This is a genomic window from Streptomyces ferrugineus, assembly GCF_015160855.1.
GTDB lineage: Bacteria > Actinomycetota > Actinomycetes > Streptomycetales > Streptomycetaceae > Streptomyces > Streptomyces ferrugineus.
Genome location: NZ_CP063373.1, coordinates 2,993,811 through 3,010,911, shown reverse-complemented (window position 1 = coordinate 3,010,911; position 17,101 = coordinate 2,993,811). Strand labels below are relative to the sequence as shown.

Here is a 17,101-nt window from a genome sequence, read left to right as displayed (position 1 = left end):
GCGGGGATCCATCAGAAGCCCCCTAGGGGCCCTGGACCCAGGCCACCACGGCGTACCGCTCGTCGTCCACGGCCTTACCCCACAGCAGCTCGTCGTCCGACAGCCGCTCCAGGCGTACCTGTCCGGCGATCGGGGCGAGGAGGCCGGTGAGCCGGTCCGCCGGGATGCCGACTTGGCCGGCGGTGCCCCACACACCCTCGATCAGCACCAGTCGGCCGTCCGGGCGCAGCAGCGCGCGCCAGTGCCGCAGGACCCGGCCCGGGTCGGGCAGCGCCCACAGCACATGCCGTACGAGGACGACGTCGAACCGCTCCTCCCCGACCGGCGGCGCCACCGCGTCACCGGCCAGGAACACCGCGTCGCGTCCGGCGAGCTTGGCGCGGGCGAGGGCCACCATCGCCGGGGACCGGTCCACCCCGGTGACCCGGTGTCCCTGCTCGGCCGCGAGAAGCGACAGGCTGCCGGTGCCGCAGCCCACGTCGAGGACGTCGCTCGGGCGCTCGGGCAGCCACGAGCGCAGCCGGGAGGCCCATGCCCGGCGCACCTCGGGGTCGCGCAGGCCGTGGTCGGGCTCGTCGTCGAAGGTGGGGGCGGCCGCGTCCCAGTCCAGGTCGGCCCCCGTGATGGCGTGTTCACCGTTCGTCATGGGGCCAAGAGTGACACCCGCCACTGACAGTCCGAATCGTGACAGCGGCCACTGACAGGGCCTGCACCGATGAGGAACTCTCCCCGAACGGGTCTACCCCGGTGACGACGCGGAACTCGGTGGACCCTGAAGGAGGCAGCCATGCGCCGTGCAACCGTGCAGAAGCCCCTGAAGAGGCAGTCGAACGCCCGCCGGGTCCGGGAGGAGGCCGACGAGCGTCCCTCGGGACGACCGGAGGTCCGCAAGGACATCGCTCGAACCTGGTGGCCGGACGGCTGAGACGCCCTCCTGCGGGCCGAACGCGTCGCGGCGGGACACGCCGGAGGGTGACATGGAATTACGTCCACCCCTGCGCTGGCACGGGCACCCGTCCGATGCGCCCGATGTAGGGCGTGTAGGCCGCGTCGGTCACGTGCTTGACGGCCGGTGCGTCGGCGGCCGTGGCGGGCCGGATCTCCTCGCTCGTCATGGTGGGCACGCTACCTACCTGATCTCAGTCTGAGCACTCCCTTAAGGCGACCCTAAAGATCGCCTCGAACCCCCTGCGACGGGCGTTTTCACGGTTTCTTGGATCCGGCACTCATCAGTATCGGTTCCGAGGAGATCCCGCATGCCCGCACGCCGCAAGGCCGCCACCGTCGCCGCCCTCGGCCTGGCCCCGCTCGCCCTGACCGCCCTCGCCACCGCGCCCGCGTCGGCGCACGGTTCGATGGGCGACCCGGTCAGCCGGGTCTCGCAGTGCTACGCGGAGGGCCCGGAGAGCCCGAAGTCCGACGCGTGCGAGGCGGCGGTCGCGGCGGGCGGCACCCAGGCCCTCTACGACTGGAACGGCGTGCGCATCGGCGACGCGGCCGGCCGCCACCAGGAGCTGATCCCGGACGGCAGGCTGTGCAGCGCGAACAGCGAGGCGTTCAAGGGCCTCGACCTGGCCCGAGCCGACTGGCCGGCGACGAGCGTGAGCAGCGGGTCGTACACCTTCAAGTACCGCGTGACGGCCCCGCACAAGGGCACCTTCAAGGTCTACCTCACCAAGCCGGGTTACGATCCCGCCAAGCCGCTGGCCTGGGACGACCTGGACCTGGCGAACCCGGTGGCGACGGCCACGGACCCGGCGGCCTCGGGCGGCTTCTACACGTTCTCCGGCACTCTGCCCGAGCGCTCCGGCAAGCAGCTGCTGTACGCGGTCTGGCAGCGCTCGGACAGTCCGGAGGCGTTCTACTCGTGCTCGGACGTCACATTCGGCGGCGGCAGCGGTGGCGGCACCGGCACGGACGGCTCCGGCGGCGGGGCGGCGCCCGCCCCGAGCGCCTCGGCGCCCTCCGAGGAGCAGATCGAGGACGGCGCCGGCAAGTCCACGATCGAGCACCACGGCCATGGTGACCAGGACGCAAGCACGTCGGCGGAGCCGGCCGCCGCGGCCGGGGAGGACCGGTCCGCCGCCCCGGCCGCCAACCGGCCGAAGGCGGCGGGGGCCGGTGAGAACCTCGCCGAGACCGGCGGGGACGGCAGCACGGCGTATCTCGCGATGGGCGGTGCGGCGACCCTGGCGCTGGGTTCGGCGGTCCTGTTCGCGTCGGTGCGCAGGCGCGCGGCCGGCGGTGCTCGCCACGGTCGCTGACGAGAGGACTCCGGGGCCTGAACGGCGGCTCAGGCCGGTCAGGCCCCGGTGGCGTGTTCCGCGATCACCCGCTCAACCGATCACGGACGCACAGGTGGTGGGGGTGGCGCGGGCCGGGTCGAGCGCGTTGGCCACCTCGTGGAAGGCGATCCGGTCGGTCAGGCCCAGGAACGCGTGCTCGGATATGTCGACCGCGCACAGGTCCTGGATCAGGACGTTCTTGACGTCGGGCCCGTTCAGGAACTGGCTGCGGTACGGCGTGACCACCTCGTCGTACCGGGTGGCGATGACCGTGTAGCGGACGCCGGGGACGGTGTCGCCGCCCGCGTTGAGCCTGGTTATGAAGTCGGATCCGGCGACCTGCTGGGCGAGGGCGGGGGTGGCGGTGCTGAGCAGGTCCTCGGCGCCGGGGAAGTACGGCAGCAGGTTGGTGAGCCCCGCCAGGGTGGTGCCGTGGTTGTTGGGCGCGATGCCGACGAGGGCGTTCACCTTGGCGGCACCGCCGAGGAACTTGACGTAGTAGCGGGGCATCATGCCGCCCTGCGAGTGGCCGACGAGGTCGGCCTCGGCGGCGTCGGTCGCGGTGAGCACCTTGTCGACGTAGGCGGACAGTTGCTCGGCCGACTTGTCGATGGGGCCGAGGGCGTGGAAGAACGGCACGCCCGGCAGCTGGCCGTAGTCGAGGGAGAAGACGCAGTAGCCGCGGTTCTTCAAGTAGGGCGCGAGTCCCAGCCAGTTGTCGACGGAGTTCGCGAAGGTGCCGTGCACGAGGACGACGGGACGGGGGTGGGCGGCGGACGGCTTGCAGGAGTAGTCGTTCCAGCCACTGCTCGACGTCGCGGTCGCCTCGGCCGCCTGGGCGGTGGTGGCGGCGGGGACGACGGCGACCGATGCGGTCAGCAGCAGCGCGGCCAGCGGTCTGAGCACTCGTTTCCAGGGCAGCATCGGGTGATCTCCTTGCGGCTCAAGGGAGGTGCGACGGCCTTACGCCCTGTGATCCGGATCACGAGGATGCTGTTCACTCGTCAAGTTACGGGCGAGTAGTAGACGTGTGAAGTTACGCGTCAGTAAAAACTTCCAGTGATAGTTGGTCACCAGGAGGGGCGCAGCGGGCCATTGGGCGCCAGACGCAGCAACTGGCGGCCCAGAGCGCGGACTTCACCCTCCCCCATCAGCGCACTCCACTCGCGCACGACGTCCGCGGCCGCCTCTTCCGCGGCCTTCGTACAGGCCCACCCACGCTCGGTCAGCACGACCAGCCGGGCGCGCGCGTCACGCGGATGCGACCGCCGCTCGACGTATCCCTTGCGTACGAGCTCGTCCACCAGCTGACTTGCAGCTTGCTTGGTGACTCCCAGGTGAGCCGCGAGGTCGGTCACCGTCGCGCCGTCCGGCGCGAGCCGGGTGAAGGCGAACCCGTACGCCGGCCGCCCTTCGAATCCACGGGCGACGACACCGTCGTTGATGCGCCTGGTCAGATCGCCCGCGGCGGCGAGCAGGGCGGCGGTCAGGGCCAGGGCCTCGGAGTTCTGCACGCCTGCATTGAAACACCCTTGACGAAATGGTCAAGCAGCTTGACCATATAGTCAAGAAGCTTGACCACACCGGAGGCCACCCATGCCCGTCATCCGCTCGTCCGACGCCGTGACGCACGAGATCCACGGCGCGCGTTTCATCTCGTACGCCACCCCGCTCACCGGCAGCAAAGAACTCTGCGCCTGGCGCGGCGAGGTCCCGGCCGGGACCAAGGCGCCCGCGCACACCGTCAGCCGGGAGGAGATCCTCCACCTCCTCGACGGTGAGCTGCTGATCACCCTCGACGGCCGCACCGACCGGATCACGGCCGACGACACCCTGATCATCAACCCCGGAGCGACCCTGGCCGTCGAGAACCCGACCGAGCGGACCGCGACCACCTGGGTCACCACGTCCATCGGCCTCACCGCGGAGCTGGCCGACGGCACGCTCATCACGCCGCCGTGGGCGAACTGAGCCCTAAACGGCGAGCCAGCGACCCCGGCATCACCGCATGCGGCCCGAACTTCGCTCGCGCGCGGTCCGCGACCTCCTCGATACGGCGGGCCTTCTCGTCGAGCGGGTCGAAGGTGAGCTGGTAGGAGGCCTGTTCGGCGGGGTCGAGTCCCTCGGCGCGCAGGGCCAGGGCGCGCACGCGGGCGCGCTGGAGGCCGAGGGCCTCGTACATGCCGTACGCCGCCCTGGTCAGCGCCGCCGAGTGGGCCGTCGGCTCCTTCAGGGTGCGGCTGCGGGTCGTCGAGGAGCGGTCGGCGTAGCGGACGGTGAGGGTCAGGGTGCGGCAGACCTTGTCCAGGGCGCGCAGTCGGGCGCCCAGTTCCTCGGCGGCCGAGAGCAGGGCGCGGCGATGCCGGTCCGAGTCCAACTCGTCGCGCGTGAAGGGCCGTTCGGTGGCCAGCGAGCGCGACACGCCGTTCGGGACGACCCGGCCCCGGTCGATTCCGCTCGCCTTCTCGCGCAGCTCACGGCCGGCCTTCGCGCCGATCAGCCGCTGGAGCGTGGACAGCGGTGCGGCGGCGACCAGGCCGAGGGTGTCGAGGCCGTACTCGCACAGGGTGCGGGCGGTCGCGGCGCCGACGCCGGGCAGCGCGGCCACCGGCTTGTCGGCGAGGAAGTCCGCGATGGCGTCCGGCTCCTCCGGCACGGCACAGGTCACCCCGGGCCGCGCGTCCCCCAGCGCCACGCGGGCCAGCATCGGCCCCGGCCCGGCGCCGATCACGCAGTCGACCCCGTGATGGGCGAGGGCACGCACCCGGATCACCGACGCCAGCTCGACCGCGTCCCGCCCGAAGTACCGCTCGGCGCCCCGCAGATCGGCCAGCGCCCCGTCCGGTGGCAGCGCCTGGACCACCGGCGTGAAGTCCTCCAGCAGTCCGAGCAGCCCCGGCAGGGCCGCCTCGCCCGTCGGCGGCGGCTGGAAACGTACGCAGAGGATGGTCATCCCGCACTCCCCGGACTCTGGTGCCACAACTTCCGTACCTGTGAAGGCTCTTGACCCGCAGGTCGCAGATCGGCCCACGGGTTCAGTTCGTATCCGGTGGGCATTTGGATTCGCCGGCCGCGCGCCGGATCCGCGCCGTCCCCCGCCGCTTCCGGCACCGGCTCCGCCAGCCGCGCCGCCACCACGTCGAGTCCGCCCTCGGCGCGCAGCTCGATCAGCTCGGCGAGGTTCCAGGCGGCGGAGCCCACCACACTGAGGCTGCGCGGCCCGCGCCGCTGCACGACTCCCCGCACCAGCAGCAGCCAGGAGTGGAAGACAGTGTGGGCACAGGCGTCGTGCGAGTCGTCGAAGAAGGCGAGGTCGACCAGGCCCGTCCCGTCGTCCAGCGTGCTGAAGATGACCCGCTTGCCGGACCGGATCGGCGGCGTCTGGGTGGCCGCCTTGGCCCCCGCGACCAGCACGCTCTCGCCGTGCCGGGCATCGCGCAGCCGCCGCGCCGGGACGACGCCCAGCTCGTCGAGGAACGCCCGGTGGTCGTCCATCAGATTGCGCGAGGCATCCATGGACAGCACCCCCAGCTCGGCACTGAGCCGCTCCGCCGAGGTGAGGTCGGGCAGCCCGGCCGCGGCCGTCTTTCGCCCACCCGCCAGCGGGAGTTGGCCCCCGCCACCGCCCCGGGCGCCCCGGTGCAGTTCGGTCAGATGCAGTTGCAGATCACGCCGGTTGGCCCCGAAGGCGTCCAACGCACCGACCTGCGCGAGCCGCCCCGCGAGCGGCCGACTCGGCCTCCCCCGCTCCCAGAAGTCGAGCAGCGAGGCGTACGGCTGCCCGTCCGCGATCCGAGCCGCCTCGGCCTCACTGATGCCGTGCACGTCGGAGAGGGCGAGCCGCAGCCCCCAAGTCTCCTTCGAACCCCCCGATTCAGACACCAGTTCGATACGGTGTGCGACTCCCGACGCGTTCACGTCCAACGGCAGGATCGGCACCCCGCGCCGCCGCGCGTCCGCCAGCAGCAGCCGCTTCGGATACATCCCGGGATCATGGGTGAGCAGCCCCGCGTAGAAGGCGGCCGGATGATGGGCCTTCAGCCAGGCCGACTGATAGGTCGGCACGGCGAAGGCGACCGCGTGCGCCTTGCAGAAGCCGTACGACCCGAAGGCCTCGACGATCTCCCAGGTCCGCCGGATGGTCTCCGCGTCGTACCCCTTCTCCGCGGCGTGCTGTGCGAACCACACCCGGATCCGCCCCTGCGACTCCGGGTCGGACAGCCCGCGCCGCACCCGATCGGCCTCGTCCCGCCCGCAGCCGGTCATGATGTGCACGATGTCGATGATCTGCTCGTGGAAGACGACGACCCCGTACGTCTCCCGCAGCGGCTCCTCCAGATCCCGGTGCGGATACCGCACCGGCGCCCGCCCGTGCCGCGCCTCGATGAACGGCCGCACCATGTCGGCGGCGACGGGTCCCGGCCGGAAGAGCGAGATGTCGACGACGAGATCGTGGAAGGTGGCCGGCTGAAGGCGACCGACCAGGTCCCGCTGCCCGGGCGACTCGATCTGGAAGCACCCCAGCGTCTCGGTGGACCGGATCAGTCGATAGGTCGCCGGATCCCCGTCCTCCAGCGCGTCCAGATCGACCCGCTCCCCCGTGACCCGCGCCACCTCCGCGACCGCGTGCGCCATCGCCGACTGCATCCGCACCCCCAGCACGTCGAGCTTGAGCAGCCCGAGGTCCTCGACGTCGTCCTTGTCGAACTGCGACATGGGAAAGCCCTCGCCGCTGGTCGGCATGACCGGCGTACGGGACAGCAGGGAGGCGTCGGACAGGAGCACCCCGCACGGGTGCATGGCGATGCCACGCGGCAGCGCGTCCAGCGCCTCGACCAGTTCCCACAGCCTGCCGTACCGCTCCCGCTCTCCGGCCAGCTGCCGCAGCTCGGGCAGTTCCTCCAGCGCCGCCCGGGCGTCCCGGGCGCGGATGTGCGGGAAGGACTTGGCGATCCGGTCGATGTCGGCGGGGTCCATGGACAGGGCCGCGCCCACGTCCCGGACGGCGTGCCGCACCCGGTAGGTCTCCGGCATCGAGACGGTGGCGACCCGCTCGGTCCCGAACCGTTCGATGATCGCGCGATAGACCTCCAGCCGCCGCGCGGACTCCACGTCGATGTCGATGTCGGGCAGCACCAGCCGGCGCTTGGACAGGAAGCGCTCCATCAGCAGCCCGTGCGCCACGGGATCGGCGTGCGCGATGCCGAGCAGATGGTTGACGAGCGACCCGGCACCGGAACCCCGCGCGGCCACCCGGATCCCCATCCCCCTTACGTCATCCACCACCTGAGCGACCGTCAGGAAGTAGGAGGCGAACCCGTGATGGGCGATGATGTCCAGCTCCTGGTGCATCCGCTCCCAGTACGCCCGCCGCCCGTCGTAGCCGCGCAGCACCATGCCCGCCACCGCCCGTGAGGCGAGCGCCCGCTGGGCGGTGCGCCGCCCGGCGCCGACGAGGTACGGCTCGGGAAAGTGGACGCTGCCGATCCCGAGGTCGTCCTCGGGATCGACGAGGCACTCGGCGGCCGTCGCCCCGGTCTGCTCCAGCAGCCGGTAGGCGGTGTCACGCCGGAAGCCCGCGGCCTCGACGACCCGCTCGGCGATCCGCGCCATCTCGCCCGCGCCCTTGAGCCAGGCTTCCCCGGAGTCCAGTTCCCCGGTGGAGTCGATGGGCACGAGTCGCCGCGCGGCGTCCAGCACATCGGCGACCGGCCCCAGCCCCGGGTCGGCGTACCGGACGGCGTTGCTCAGCACGGGCCGCACCCGCTGCTCGGCGGCGAAGCCGACGGTGCGGGCGGCCAGCCGCAGCGAGCCCGGACCGGTGCCCTTGCGCCCGTGCCAGACGGCCTCCAGGCGCAGCGAGTCACCGTAGACCTCCCGCCAGGGCACCAGCAGCCGGGCCGCCCGATCGGGACGACCGGCGGCGAGCGCCCGCCCGACGTCGGAGCCGGGCCCGAGCAGCACGATCAGGCCGTCACCCCGGTTGTCCCCCCGGGGCAGCATCGGCGGCCCCTCCCCGCCATGCGCAGCCGAAACGATTCGGCACAGGTCACCCCACCCCCGGGCCCCGTCCCGCCCGAGAAAGGTGACCCGAGGCGCCGACTCATCGACAAAGGCACCCCCGCGCACCGGAACCCGCCGCCGCCCCGAGGATCCGCCCACCCCCGAAAGCCCAAACCCCTCCACGGCCAGCTCCACCCCGAACAGCGGCCGCACCCCGACCCCCGCACAGGCCTTGGCGAACCGGACCGCACCCCCGAGCGAATCACGATCGGTCAGCGCCAGCGCGTCCATGCCCCGCTCGGAGGCGCGCTCGGCCAGCCGCTCCGGATGCGAGGCGCCGTACCGCAGGGAGAACCCGGAGACGGTGTGCAGATGCGCGAAGCCCGACACACGCACCTCCCGCACTAGTGAGCCCGAGACCGACCGCTCCTCGAACATCAGTTCCCAACTCTCCCACCCCCACCATAGACCATTTCCCGACCGTTCTCGAACACTAGTACGACATCCGTTCGGACGCCTCCCACCTGCGCAAACGCCCCCGCCCCTCGACCGTGGGGACATGACACAGAGCAGCCCCTTCCTCGCCGAAGTGAAGGACGCCGTCACTCCACGAGCCACCCTGCTCGTGACCGGCGTGGTGGTCCTCCACCTGCTCTTCATCGCGTCCTATGTGGGCGCACTCCATGACCCCAAGCCCAAGGACGTGCCCTTCGGAGTCGTGGCCCCTCAGGCAGCCGCCCAGCAGACGGTCACCCGACTGCAGAACCTGCCCGGCGACCCCCTGAGCCCACGCGCCCTGCCCGACGCGGCAACAGCCCGCGCCCAAATCCTGAACCGCGAAATCGACGGCGCCCTGCTGATCGACCCGACAGCCACCACCGACACCCTCCTGATCACCACCGGAGGCGGAAGAGCACTGGCCGCCGTCCTGGAGAACCTCCTCACCACCCTGGAGAAGTCCGAGGCCCGCACCCTGCGCACCGTCGACGTGGCCCCCGCCGACCCGCACGACGCCAACGGGCTCACGTCCTTCTACGTGACCGTGGGCTGGTGCGTGGGCGGCTACCTCTGCGCATCGATCATGACGATCAGTTCGGGCGCCCGCCGCCCCACCCCGAGACGCTCGGTGATCCGCCTCATCGCCATGGCCCTGGTGGCCATCGTCGGCGGCCTCGGCGGCGCCCTGATCGTCGGCCCGATCCTGGGCGCACTACCCGGCGGCATCGCCGCGCTCTGGGGCACGGGCGCCCTGATCATCTTCGCGGTGGGCGCGGCCACCCTCGCCTTCCAGGCCATCTTCGGCCTGGCCGGAATCGGCTTGATGATCCTGATCGTCGTCATCCTGGGCAACCCCAGCGCGGGCGGCGCCCTCCCACCCCCACTGCTCCCCCCGTTCTGGCGGGACATCGGCCCGGCCCTGCCCCCGGGCGCCGGCACCTGGGCAACCCGCTCGATCGCCTACTTCAAGGGCAACGACGTAACCGACTCCCTCCTGGTCCTCTCGGCCTGGGCAGCCGCGGGAATCGCGATCACCCTCCTGGCGGCGACACTGAGGGGAAGGGAGCCCACAACACCGCAGAAGTGACGACGGGCCCGCACTCGCCCACGGCGGCAAGGGGACGTGCCGGGGGTGTCCGCCCGCAGCGGCGGGCGTCAACGCAGGCCGCCCCTCTAAGACACCGAGCCGCCCGACCGAGGACGGACACCCCCGGCACGGCCCCGACCCCACAACGCACCGCAGGCGCTACGCGCACCCCCACTCCACCCGCACAGGCGCCGCAGGCATCCCGCACCCAACGCGAAAGCCCCGCCCCTCAACACACAGAGGGACGGGGCTCCGCAAAGCTACGACTGCGTCAGCCGATCTCGGTACCCGTGGCCGACAGCGCCTCAGTCACCGGCTGGAAGAACGTCTCCCCACCGGAGGTGCAGTCACCGCTGCCACCGGAGGTGAGACCGATCGCCTTGTCACCGGAGAACAGCGACCCACCACTGTCACCCGGCTCGGCGCAGACGTCGGTCTGGATCAGCCCGTTGACGATGTCACCGTTGCCGTAGTTCACGGTGGCGTCCAGGCCGGTCACCTTGCCGTCGTGCACCTGGGTGGTCGACCCGCTACGGGTGACCTCCATGCCGACGGTCGCCTCCGCGGCCCCGCTGATGGCCTGCGAGGAACCGTTGTAGAGGTTCACCTCGCTCGGGTGCTCGACGTCCGCCGTGTACTTGACCAGCCCGTAGTCGTCGTCCGGGAAGCTGGACGTCTCGTTGGTGCCGATCTCGTTGCCGTCCGCGTCCGACCAGTCCGTGATGCCCTCGGTGCAGTGCCCGGCGGTCAGGAAGAACGGCTCCCCGCCCTTGACGACGTTGAAGCCGAGCGAGCAGCGCCCGCTGCCGCCGGTGATGGCGTCACCGCCCGCGATGAAGGGCTTGAACTCCCCCTTCGTCCGCTTCAGTTCCGCCGTGGCGCCCAGCCCGTCGACCACCTTGCCGAGCTTGGTCCACTCGGCGTCGGACACCGTACGGTCCGCGGTCACGACGACCTTGTTCGTCGCCGGGTCGGTCACCCAGGCGGTGCCGGGAATGGTCGCGTCCTTCTTGAGCGTCGTACGCGCGCTCTTCAGCTCGGCGAGCGAGTTCTCGACGACCCGCGCCTTGGCGCCGGCGGCCTCGACCGCATCGGCGGCGGCGTCGTCGAGGACGTTCACCACCAGGCTCTTGGTCTTCGCGTCGTAGTACGTACCCGCGGCGTCCCCGCCGAGGTCCTTCGCCAGCGTCGAGGCGAGCTTTCCGGCCGCGCTGATCGACAGCGTCTTCGGCGCGGACGCCTCCGGCGTCTCACTGGCGTTCGCAGTCTGCAAGGTAACGCCCGCGGCTACCAGCGCGGCGATACCCGCACCTGCCACGGCTGCACGCCGCTTGGGTATGCGTCGGTGCTTCAACTCACGTCCTCCTGTGGGGGGTCGGCCCGAGAGGTTGTGGGGACCTCGCCGGACCGGAAGGCGTACGGCCGCGGGGACGGTGCACAACAAAAGCCGCACCCGCGCCGGTTGAACAAGGTTCACTATTCCTAGAGACGCAGGGGGCGCACAAGGTCGACTTCAGGACGCGCGTAGAACACGGTTGCACACCCCCCATGACTTGACCGTGCACAGTCACGCCCGGCCTCTTCGCACAGCAAACACCGCGAGCAAGCGAATCATAAGCAGCGCGTGAGGTCTACTCCTGTCTTGAATTCGCCCCTTCGGGGCCCGAATCCAAGCGCGGCTCCAGAGGCGGCAGTTCCTGCCCGCCGCCGCCCTCCGGCTGCTGTCCGGAGCCCACGACCTGCGCCCCTTCCTCAAGAAACCGCAACAATTCCACCGGAATCGGCAGCACCAGCGTGGAGTTCTTCTCGGCCGCCACCGCCATCACCGTCTGCAGCAGGCGCAGCTGAAGGGCCGCAGGCGTATCGGCCATCTGATGCGCGGCCTCCGCCAGCTTCTTCGAGGCCTGGAACTCCGCGTCGGCGTTGATCAGCCGCGCCCGCCGCTCCCGGTCGGCCTCGGCCTGCCGGGCCATCGACCGCTTCATGGTCTCGGGCAGGGAGACATCCTTGATCTCCACCCGGTCGATCGTCACGCCCCACTCGACGGCCGGGCTGTCGATCATCAACTCCAGCCCCTGGTTGAGCCTTTCGCGGTTGGACAGCAGATCGTCCAGCTCGCTCTTGCCGATGATGGACCGCAGCGAGGTCTGCGCCATCTGCGAGACCGCGAACCGGTAGTCCTCCACGCGCACGACCATGTCGGCGGGCGAGGTCACCTTGAAGTAGACGACGGCGTCCACCCGCACGGTGACGTTGTCGCGCGTGATGCCCTCCTGCGCCGGCACGGGCATCGTCACGATCTGCATGTTCACCTTGCGCAGCTTGTCGACGCCCGGAACGATCATCGTGAACCCGGGCCCGCGCACCTGTGAGCGGAGCTTGCCGAGACGGAAGACCACGCCCCGTTCGTACTGCTTGACGACCCGCGCGGCCGCCGTCACATAGACCACTCCGGCGGACGCGAGCGTCACTCCCGCCGCCACCAGTTCCTCGACCATCACCGACCCCCCGGGGTCCGACGTGGGCGCATCACGGACATGGGCGCATCACAGGGGAGTACTGCCCGTACGTCGACGGTAGCCCCGGCGCATACCAAGGGCGAGCCCCCGCACGCCAGTTGCGTGCGGGGGCTCACAATGCTGCCGGCTGTTGGCCGCCGGCCAGGCCGAACAGCGATGTCAGTAGACGCTGACGCCGTACGCGCTGAGGGCCTCGGTGACCGGCTGGAAGAAGGTCGTGCCACCGGAGCTGCAGTTGCCGCTGCCGCCGGAGGTCAGACCGTACGCGGTGCCGTTGCTGCCGTAGAGCGAACCGCCGGAGTCGCCGGGCTCGGCGCAGACGGTGGTCTGGATCAGACCGCCGACGACGTCGCCGCCGCCGTAGTTGACGCTCACGTTGAGGGCGGTGACCCGGCCGCTGTGCGTACCGGTGGTGGAGCCGTCACGGATGACGGTGGTGCCCACGCTCGGCGTGGCCGCACGGGTGATGTCCACGCCGTTCGCGGTGCCGGGCCGGCTGACGGAACCGGAGTAGCGCACGATGCCGTAGTCGTTGCCCGGGAAGCTGGAGCCGGCGGTGGAGCCGATGACCTGGGTGCGGCCGGAGTTGGAGTACCAGGTGCCCGCGCCGTCGGTGCAGTGGCCGGCGGTCAGGAAGTACTCGGCTCCGCTGCTGCTGCGGACGTTGAAGCCGAGGGAGCAGCGCCAGCTACTCGCATAGATGGCGTCGCCACCCTGGATCAGCTTGCTGAACTTGCCGGGGACGCTCTTGATCGTGAGCGCGTCGGCGTTGGCCCCGGCCTGTTCCTTGATCTTCGCTATCTCCGCCTGGGAGACCGTGGAGTCGACGGTCACCATGACGCGGTTGGTCTTGCTGTCGACGGCCCAGGCGGTGCCCGGGATGTCGGCCTTCAGCACGGAGCCGCTGGCGCTCTTGAGCTGGGCGGAGCTGAAGGTTGCGGGAGTCTCCGCGGCGGTCGCGTTGGGGATCGCGATCGCGGCCGCGGCCACGAGTCCGGTGGATACGGCGATCAGCCGGGTCCGTCTCGTAATGCCGCTGCGGGGGGTAGTGCGCTTGATCCTCACTTTTCGTTCCCTCCAAGGGAAGTCGGGGGCCCGCGTGGGGTCGGGGCCCGTGAGGCGCAGTCAGAGGGGCAGAAGTCCGGATTCCGAACACGCCGTGCCCCTGACAAGCGCTGAGGGGAGTATTCGGTCGAACGACCGGTCGGCACAAGGGCGCCTTTCGGCCGTCAACCTTTGAACCATCGGCGAGAATTGACGCTCCTCGCGGTTCGGCGGCGGCCCGGCGGAGCGCTCAGCAGCCGTCGCAGGGGCAGCAGCAGTCGCAGCCGTCACAGTCGCAATCCCGGCAGCAGCCCTCACGCTTCTTGCGCGACCAGGGGCCCTCGTACTCCTTCGCACAGCACAGCTTGCAGGTGCAGCACAGCAGCCAGAACATCCCGCAGCCGGCCCAGAACCCACGCCGCCCCTTCGGCGGCTGCGGCGCCGGCCCACCGCCGAACCCGCCGAAGTCACCACCGCCACCGCCGCCACCACCGGCACCGCCGCCGGGCGCTCCCCCGCCACCGGCGTACGGGTTCTGGCCGGTGTACGGGTTCTGGCCCGCGTACGGATTCCCTCCGGCATACGGATTCTGCGGCGGCTGCCCGTAGGACCCGGACTGCTGGGACGCATGGGACGAACAGGTCGGCACCGTGCCGAACGCCCGGTCCACCGAGCGCCGCAGCTCGTGCACCAGCAACAAATGCGCCAGCCTGGCGTCGCTGAACTCCACCTCGCGCAACGCCAACCGCACCCCCTGCACCGCGTCCTCGGCGAGCCGGCGCGCCTCCGCGAGCGAGGTCCCGGTCGCGGTGAGCGGATTCCACGCGCCGGCCCGCGCGTCGGCCGCCCGGTCCTCCACCGCGTCCAGGAGGTGCGCCAGCCGTCCGAACAACCGCCCGGCCTCGGCGAGCGGCTCGGCGTTGTGCGGCCTCCCGGCCAGGATCGCGGTGTGTGCGAAGGCGGCGGCGGTCGCCGTCTCGGTCGGTTCGGTCACGGCGAGGATCGGCGTCCCGATCCCGGCGAGCGCCTCGACGCCGGCCTGCCGGTCCACGGCGTCGACGAGTACGGCGGTGTCGAACCCGACGGCCGAGCCGCTCCGGGCACCGGCCGCACCCCAGCCGGCGGCCACCCGGCGCGCGGCGAGCGCCACCGGCCTGCGGGCCAGCAGCCCGTCGCCGTCGGCGACATGGTCACGCACCTTGGCCGAGGCGAGCACCAGCGAGACGGCGGCGGCGAGCCGGGCGCCCTCCCCCTGAGCGACGGACGCGGTGCGCATCCCGCGCAACGGGCACGGTCCGGCCGTACGCCGAAGTCCGTTGTCCTTCTCCGCCTGAGCCTCGGTCAGAACGGAGATGAGGAGCCCGTCGTAGTTCGTCACGATCCGCGCGAACTGGCCGTGGTCCCCGCGCAACGAGAGGCACAGTCCGCACAAATGCGCCAACCATTGCCCTGCGAGGCTCTCCCCGAGGCGATGACGACAGGGCCTGACGATTCCGAACACGACGTTCCCCCGTGGTTCTTACGACGTTCCCGTAGCGCTGAGCTGCCGCATCGTACCGATCGCGGCCCCGATCGCCACGGCCGCCTCGTTCACCCGTACGCACTCCACATCACCCATACGCCGTGAAGAATCATATTTCACTCACAGTCAGCAGCCGTACGTGGCATGCCCCTTGGGGGACACGGGCTCTCGACGTATTCGCTGTGCACCAGTACCGTCACAAACCCCCCGCGCGGCGTCTATCCACTTGGCGTGACGTCCGCATCATGGATGACCATAGGGATGCGGAAGGCAGAAGAGACCGCTGTGAGAGGAGGCGTCCATGGGATCGGTACGCAAGGCGAGCGCCTGGCTGGGCCTCGTCGACGACAACGATGACGAGCGTTACTACGACGACGACTACTCCGAAGGGACCGAGCCCGGGGATGCCTGGGTCACCGACCCCAGGGTCAAGGTGGCCACGGATGTCGCCGAGGAGAAGGGCCGTCGTATCGGCACGGTCACTCCGGACAGCTTCCGGGACGCCCGCGCCATCGGTGAGCTGTTCCGGGACGGGGTCCCGGTCATCATGAACCTCACGGCCATGGAGCCCGCCGACGCCAAGCGCGTGGTGGACTTCGCGGCGGGGCTCATCTTCGGTCTGCGCGGTTCGATCGACCGCGTGTCCAACCGGGTGTTCCTGCTGAGCCCGGCCGACACGGAGATCGTCAGCGGCGAGCGTGCGCCGCACCGCGAGGACGGCTTCTACAACCAGAGCTGAGGCAGGGCCGCTCGCCGGCCCTGCCCCCTGGTGGGTTCAGCGGAAGGCGTCGAGCCCGGTGAGCGCCTTGCCCAGCACGAGCTGGTGCATCTCGACGGTGCCCTCGTAGGTGAGCACCGATTCGAGGTTGGTCGCGTGCCGCATCACGGGGTATTCGAGCGAGATCCCGTTGGCACCGAGAATCGTCCGCGCCGTACGGCAGATGTCGATGGCCTCGCGGACGTTGTTCAGCTTCCCGAAGCTGACCTGTTCCGGACGCAGCCGACCGGCGTCCATCCGCCGCCCCAGATGGTGGGCGAGCAGAATCCCCTTGTGCAGTTCGAGCGCCATGTCGGCGAGCTTGGCCTGGGTGAGCTGGAAGCCCCCGATCGGCCGGCCGAACTGCTCCCGCGTCTTCGCGTAGTCGACGGCGGCCTCGAAGCACGACCGCGCCGCCCCCATCGCGCCCCACACGATCCCGTACCGGGCGTGCGAGAGACAGCTCAGCGGCCCCTTGAGCCCGACGACCTCGGGCAGTACGGCATCGGCGGGCAGCCGTACGTCGTCGAGGACGAGTTCACTGGTGACGGAGGCGCGCAGCGACAGCTTGTGCTTGATCTCGGGCGCGGAGAACCCGGCGCTGTCGGCCGGCACGACGAACCCGCGGATCCCCTCCTCGGTCTGGGCCCACACGACGGCGACCCCGGCGACCGACCCGTTGGTGATCCACATCTTGCGCCCGCCCAGCACCCAGTCCGAGCCGTCCCGCTTGGCGTACGTCCGCATGGAGCCGGGGTCGGACCCGTGGTCGGGCTCGGTCAGCCCGAAGCACCCGATGACCTCGCCGGAGGCCATCCGGGGCAGCCACGCCTGCTTCTGCTCCTCGCTGCCGAACCGGTGAATGGCGTACATGGCGAGGGATCCCTGCACGGACACCAGGGACCGGATCCCGGAGTCGGCGGCCTCCAGCTCCAGACAGGCGAGCCCGTACTGCACGGCGGAGGCCCCGGCACACCCGTACCCGCTGAGCGACATCCCGAGGGCACCGATCTCCCCGAGCTCCCGGGCGAGCTCCCTGATGCCCGGCAGCTCGCCGTTCTCGTACCACTCGGCGACATACGGCACCACCCGGTCCGCGGCCCAGTCCCGTACGGTGCCGCGAATCGCCAGGTCCTCGGGGTCGAGGAGATCGTCGATGCCGAGGGGGTCGGCGGGGTCGAACGGGGGCAACTTCGAGGACGCGGACATGAGGGACCCTCCGGCAACGAATTAAACTAGCGCCGCTAGTTACGACTCTGGGCCAGACGCTACGACTCAGTGTCCCGCACGTCCAGTACGCACCCACACACCGCAAGCCGCCGACGGCGAGGAACCCCCACAGGAGAGGTCCACCCCTCAACGAACTGGAAACGGGTCGTGCGTGGG

The 17,101-nt window shown here is 70.8% G+C and carries 16 protein-coding genes; 5 read left to right on the top strand and 11 right to left on the bottom strand.

From position 1 onward, the window contains the following. Positions 1 to 22 precede the first annotated feature (22 nt). Positions 23 to 646 carry a class I SAM-dependent methyltransferase gene (locus IM697_RS13755; RefSeq protein ID WP_194047965.1) on the bottom strand — a complete coding sequence of 208 codons (624 nt, stop codon included), beginning with the start codon at positions 644 to 646 and terminating at the stop codon, positions 23 to 25. Positions 647 to 787: 141 nt separating this feature from the next. Here IM697_RS13755 and IM697_RS13750 point away from each other — a divergent pair, with 141 nt between their 5' ends. Continuing rightward, a complete protein-coding gene (locus IM697_RS13750) occupies positions 788 to 925 on the top strand; it encodes a hypothetical protein (RefSeq protein ID WP_194047964.1) in 138 nt (45 codons plus the stop codon). Positions 926 to 983: 58 nt separating this feature from the next. Here IM697_RS13750 and IM697_RS13745 read toward each other — a convergent pair whose 3' ends face one another. After that, on the bottom strand, positions 984 to 1,115 hold the full coding sequence (locus tag IM697_RS13745) for a hypothetical protein (RefSeq protein WP_407699627.1): 132 nt from the start codon (positions 1,113 to 1,115) through the stop codon (positions 984 to 986). 141 nt (positions 1,116 to 1,256) lie between these two features. On the opposite strand from IM697_RS13745, the gene IM697_RS13740 reads away from it, so the two are divergent. After that, positions 1,257 to 2,264: a lytic polysaccharide monooxygenase gene (locus tag IM697_RS13740; RefSeq protein ID WP_194047963.1), complete on the top strand. Its 1,008-nt coding sequence runs from the start codon at positions 1,257 to 1,259 to the stop codon at positions 2,262 to 2,264. A 72-nt stretch (positions 2,265 to 2,336) separates the two neighbouring features. Here IM697_RS13740 and IM697_RS13735 read toward each other — a convergent pair whose 3' ends face one another. After that, entirely contained in the window at positions 2,337 to 3,209 is an 873-nt protein-coding gene (locus tag IM697_RS13735) for an esterase/lipase family protein (protein WP_194047962.1), read from the bottom strand. 146 nt (positions 3,210 to 3,355) lie between these two features. Next, positions 3,356 to 3,799, bottom strand: coding sequence for a MarR family winged helix-turn-helix transcriptional regulator (locus IM697_RS13730; protein ID WP_194047961.1), 444 nt, complete (start codon positions 3,797 to 3,799; stop codon positions 3,356 to 3,358). Between the two features lie 82 nt (positions 3,800 to 3,881). On the opposite strand from IM697_RS13730, the gene IM697_RS13725 reads away from it, so the two are divergent. After that, positions 3,882 to 4,256, top strand: a complete 375-nt coding sequence (locus IM697_RS13725) for a cupin domain-containing protein (protein ID WP_194047960.1) — start codon at positions 3,882 to 3,884, stop codon at positions 4,254 to 4,256. Here IM697_RS13725 and IM697_RS13720 read toward each other — a convergent pair. Both IM697_RS13720 and IM697_RS13715 read right to left on the bottom strand, forming a co-directional pair. Further along, the gene (locus IM697_RS13720) at positions 4,234 to 5,238 is read right to left on the bottom strand and encodes a DNA polymerase Y family protein (protein ID WP_194047959.1); all 1,005 of its coding nucleotides are present in this window, start codon (positions 5,236 to 5,238) and stop codon (positions 4,234 to 4,236) included. The genes IM697_RS13725 and IM697_RS13720 overlap by 23 nt on opposite strands. Continuing rightward, complete coding sequence (locus IM697_RS13715; protein ID WP_194047958.1) at positions 5,235 to 8,678, bottom strand: DNA polymerase III subunit alpha; 3,444 nt, start codon at positions 8,676 to 8,678, stop codon at positions 5,235 to 5,237. Before IM697_RS13715 ends, IM697_RS13720 begins: the two co-directional genes overlap by 4 nt. A gap of 169 nt (positions 8,679 to 8,847) precedes the next feature. Between IM697_RS13715 and IM697_RS13710 the strand changes: the two genes are divergently transcribed. Further along, positions 8,848 to 9,873 (top strand): ABC transporter permease, encoded by a 1,026-nt coding sequence (locus IM697_RS13710; RefSeq protein ID WP_194047957.1) that lies wholly within the window; start codon positions 8,848 to 8,850, stop codon positions 9,871 to 9,873. 271 nt (positions 9,874 to 10,144) lie between these two features. On the opposite strand, the gene IM697_RS13705 is transcribed toward IM697_RS13710, so the two are convergent. The 4 genes from IM697_RS13705 to IM697_RS13690 all read right to left on the bottom strand — a co-directional run bounded on the left by IM697_RS13705 (position 10,145) and on the right by IM697_RS13690 (position 14,937). After that, positions 10,145 to 11,227 carry a S1 family peptidase gene (locus tag IM697_RS13705; RefSeq protein WP_194047956.1) on the bottom strand — a complete coding sequence of 361 codons (1,083 nt, stop codon included), beginning with the start codon at positions 11,225 to 11,227 and terminating at the stop codon, positions 10,145 to 10,147. 277 nt (positions 11,228 to 11,504) lie between these two features. Continuing rightward, on the bottom strand, positions 11,505 to 12,371 hold the full coding sequence (locus tag IM697_RS13700; RefSeq protein ID WP_194047955.1) for a slipin family protein: 867 nt from the start codon (positions 12,369 to 12,371) through the stop codon (positions 11,505 to 11,507). 180 nt (positions 12,372 to 12,551) lie between these two features. Beyond that, positions 12,552 to 13,457, bottom strand: a complete 906-nt coding sequence (locus IM697_RS13695; protein ID WP_194047954.1) for a S1 family peptidase — start codon at positions 13,455 to 13,457, stop codon at positions 12,552 to 12,554. Positions 13,458 to 13,686: 229 nt separating this feature from the next. Further along, positions 13,687 to 14,937 carry a DUF5685 family protein gene (locus tag IM697_RS13690; RefSeq protein ID WP_194047953.1) on the bottom strand — a complete coding sequence of 417 codons (1,251 nt, stop codon included), beginning with the start codon at positions 14,935 to 14,937 and terminating at the stop codon, positions 13,687 to 13,689. Between the two features lie 322 nt (positions 14,938 to 15,259). On the opposite strand from IM697_RS13690, the gene IM697_RS13685 reads away from it, so the two are divergent. Further along, positions 15,260 to 15,697, top strand: a complete 438-nt coding sequence (locus IM697_RS13685) for a cell division protein SepF (RefSeq protein ID WP_194047952.1) — start codon at positions 15,260 to 15,262, stop codon at positions 15,695 to 15,697. Positions 15,698 to 15,733: 36 nt separating this feature from the next. Here IM697_RS13685 and IM697_RS13680 read toward each other — a convergent pair whose 3' ends face one another. Continuing rightward, positions 15,734 to 16,924 (bottom strand): acyl-CoA dehydrogenase family protein, encoded by a 1,191-nt coding sequence (locus tag IM697_RS13680; protein WP_194047951.1) that lies wholly within the window; start codon positions 16,922 to 16,924, stop codon positions 15,734 to 15,736. Positions 16,925 to 17,101: the final 177 nt, after the last annotated feature.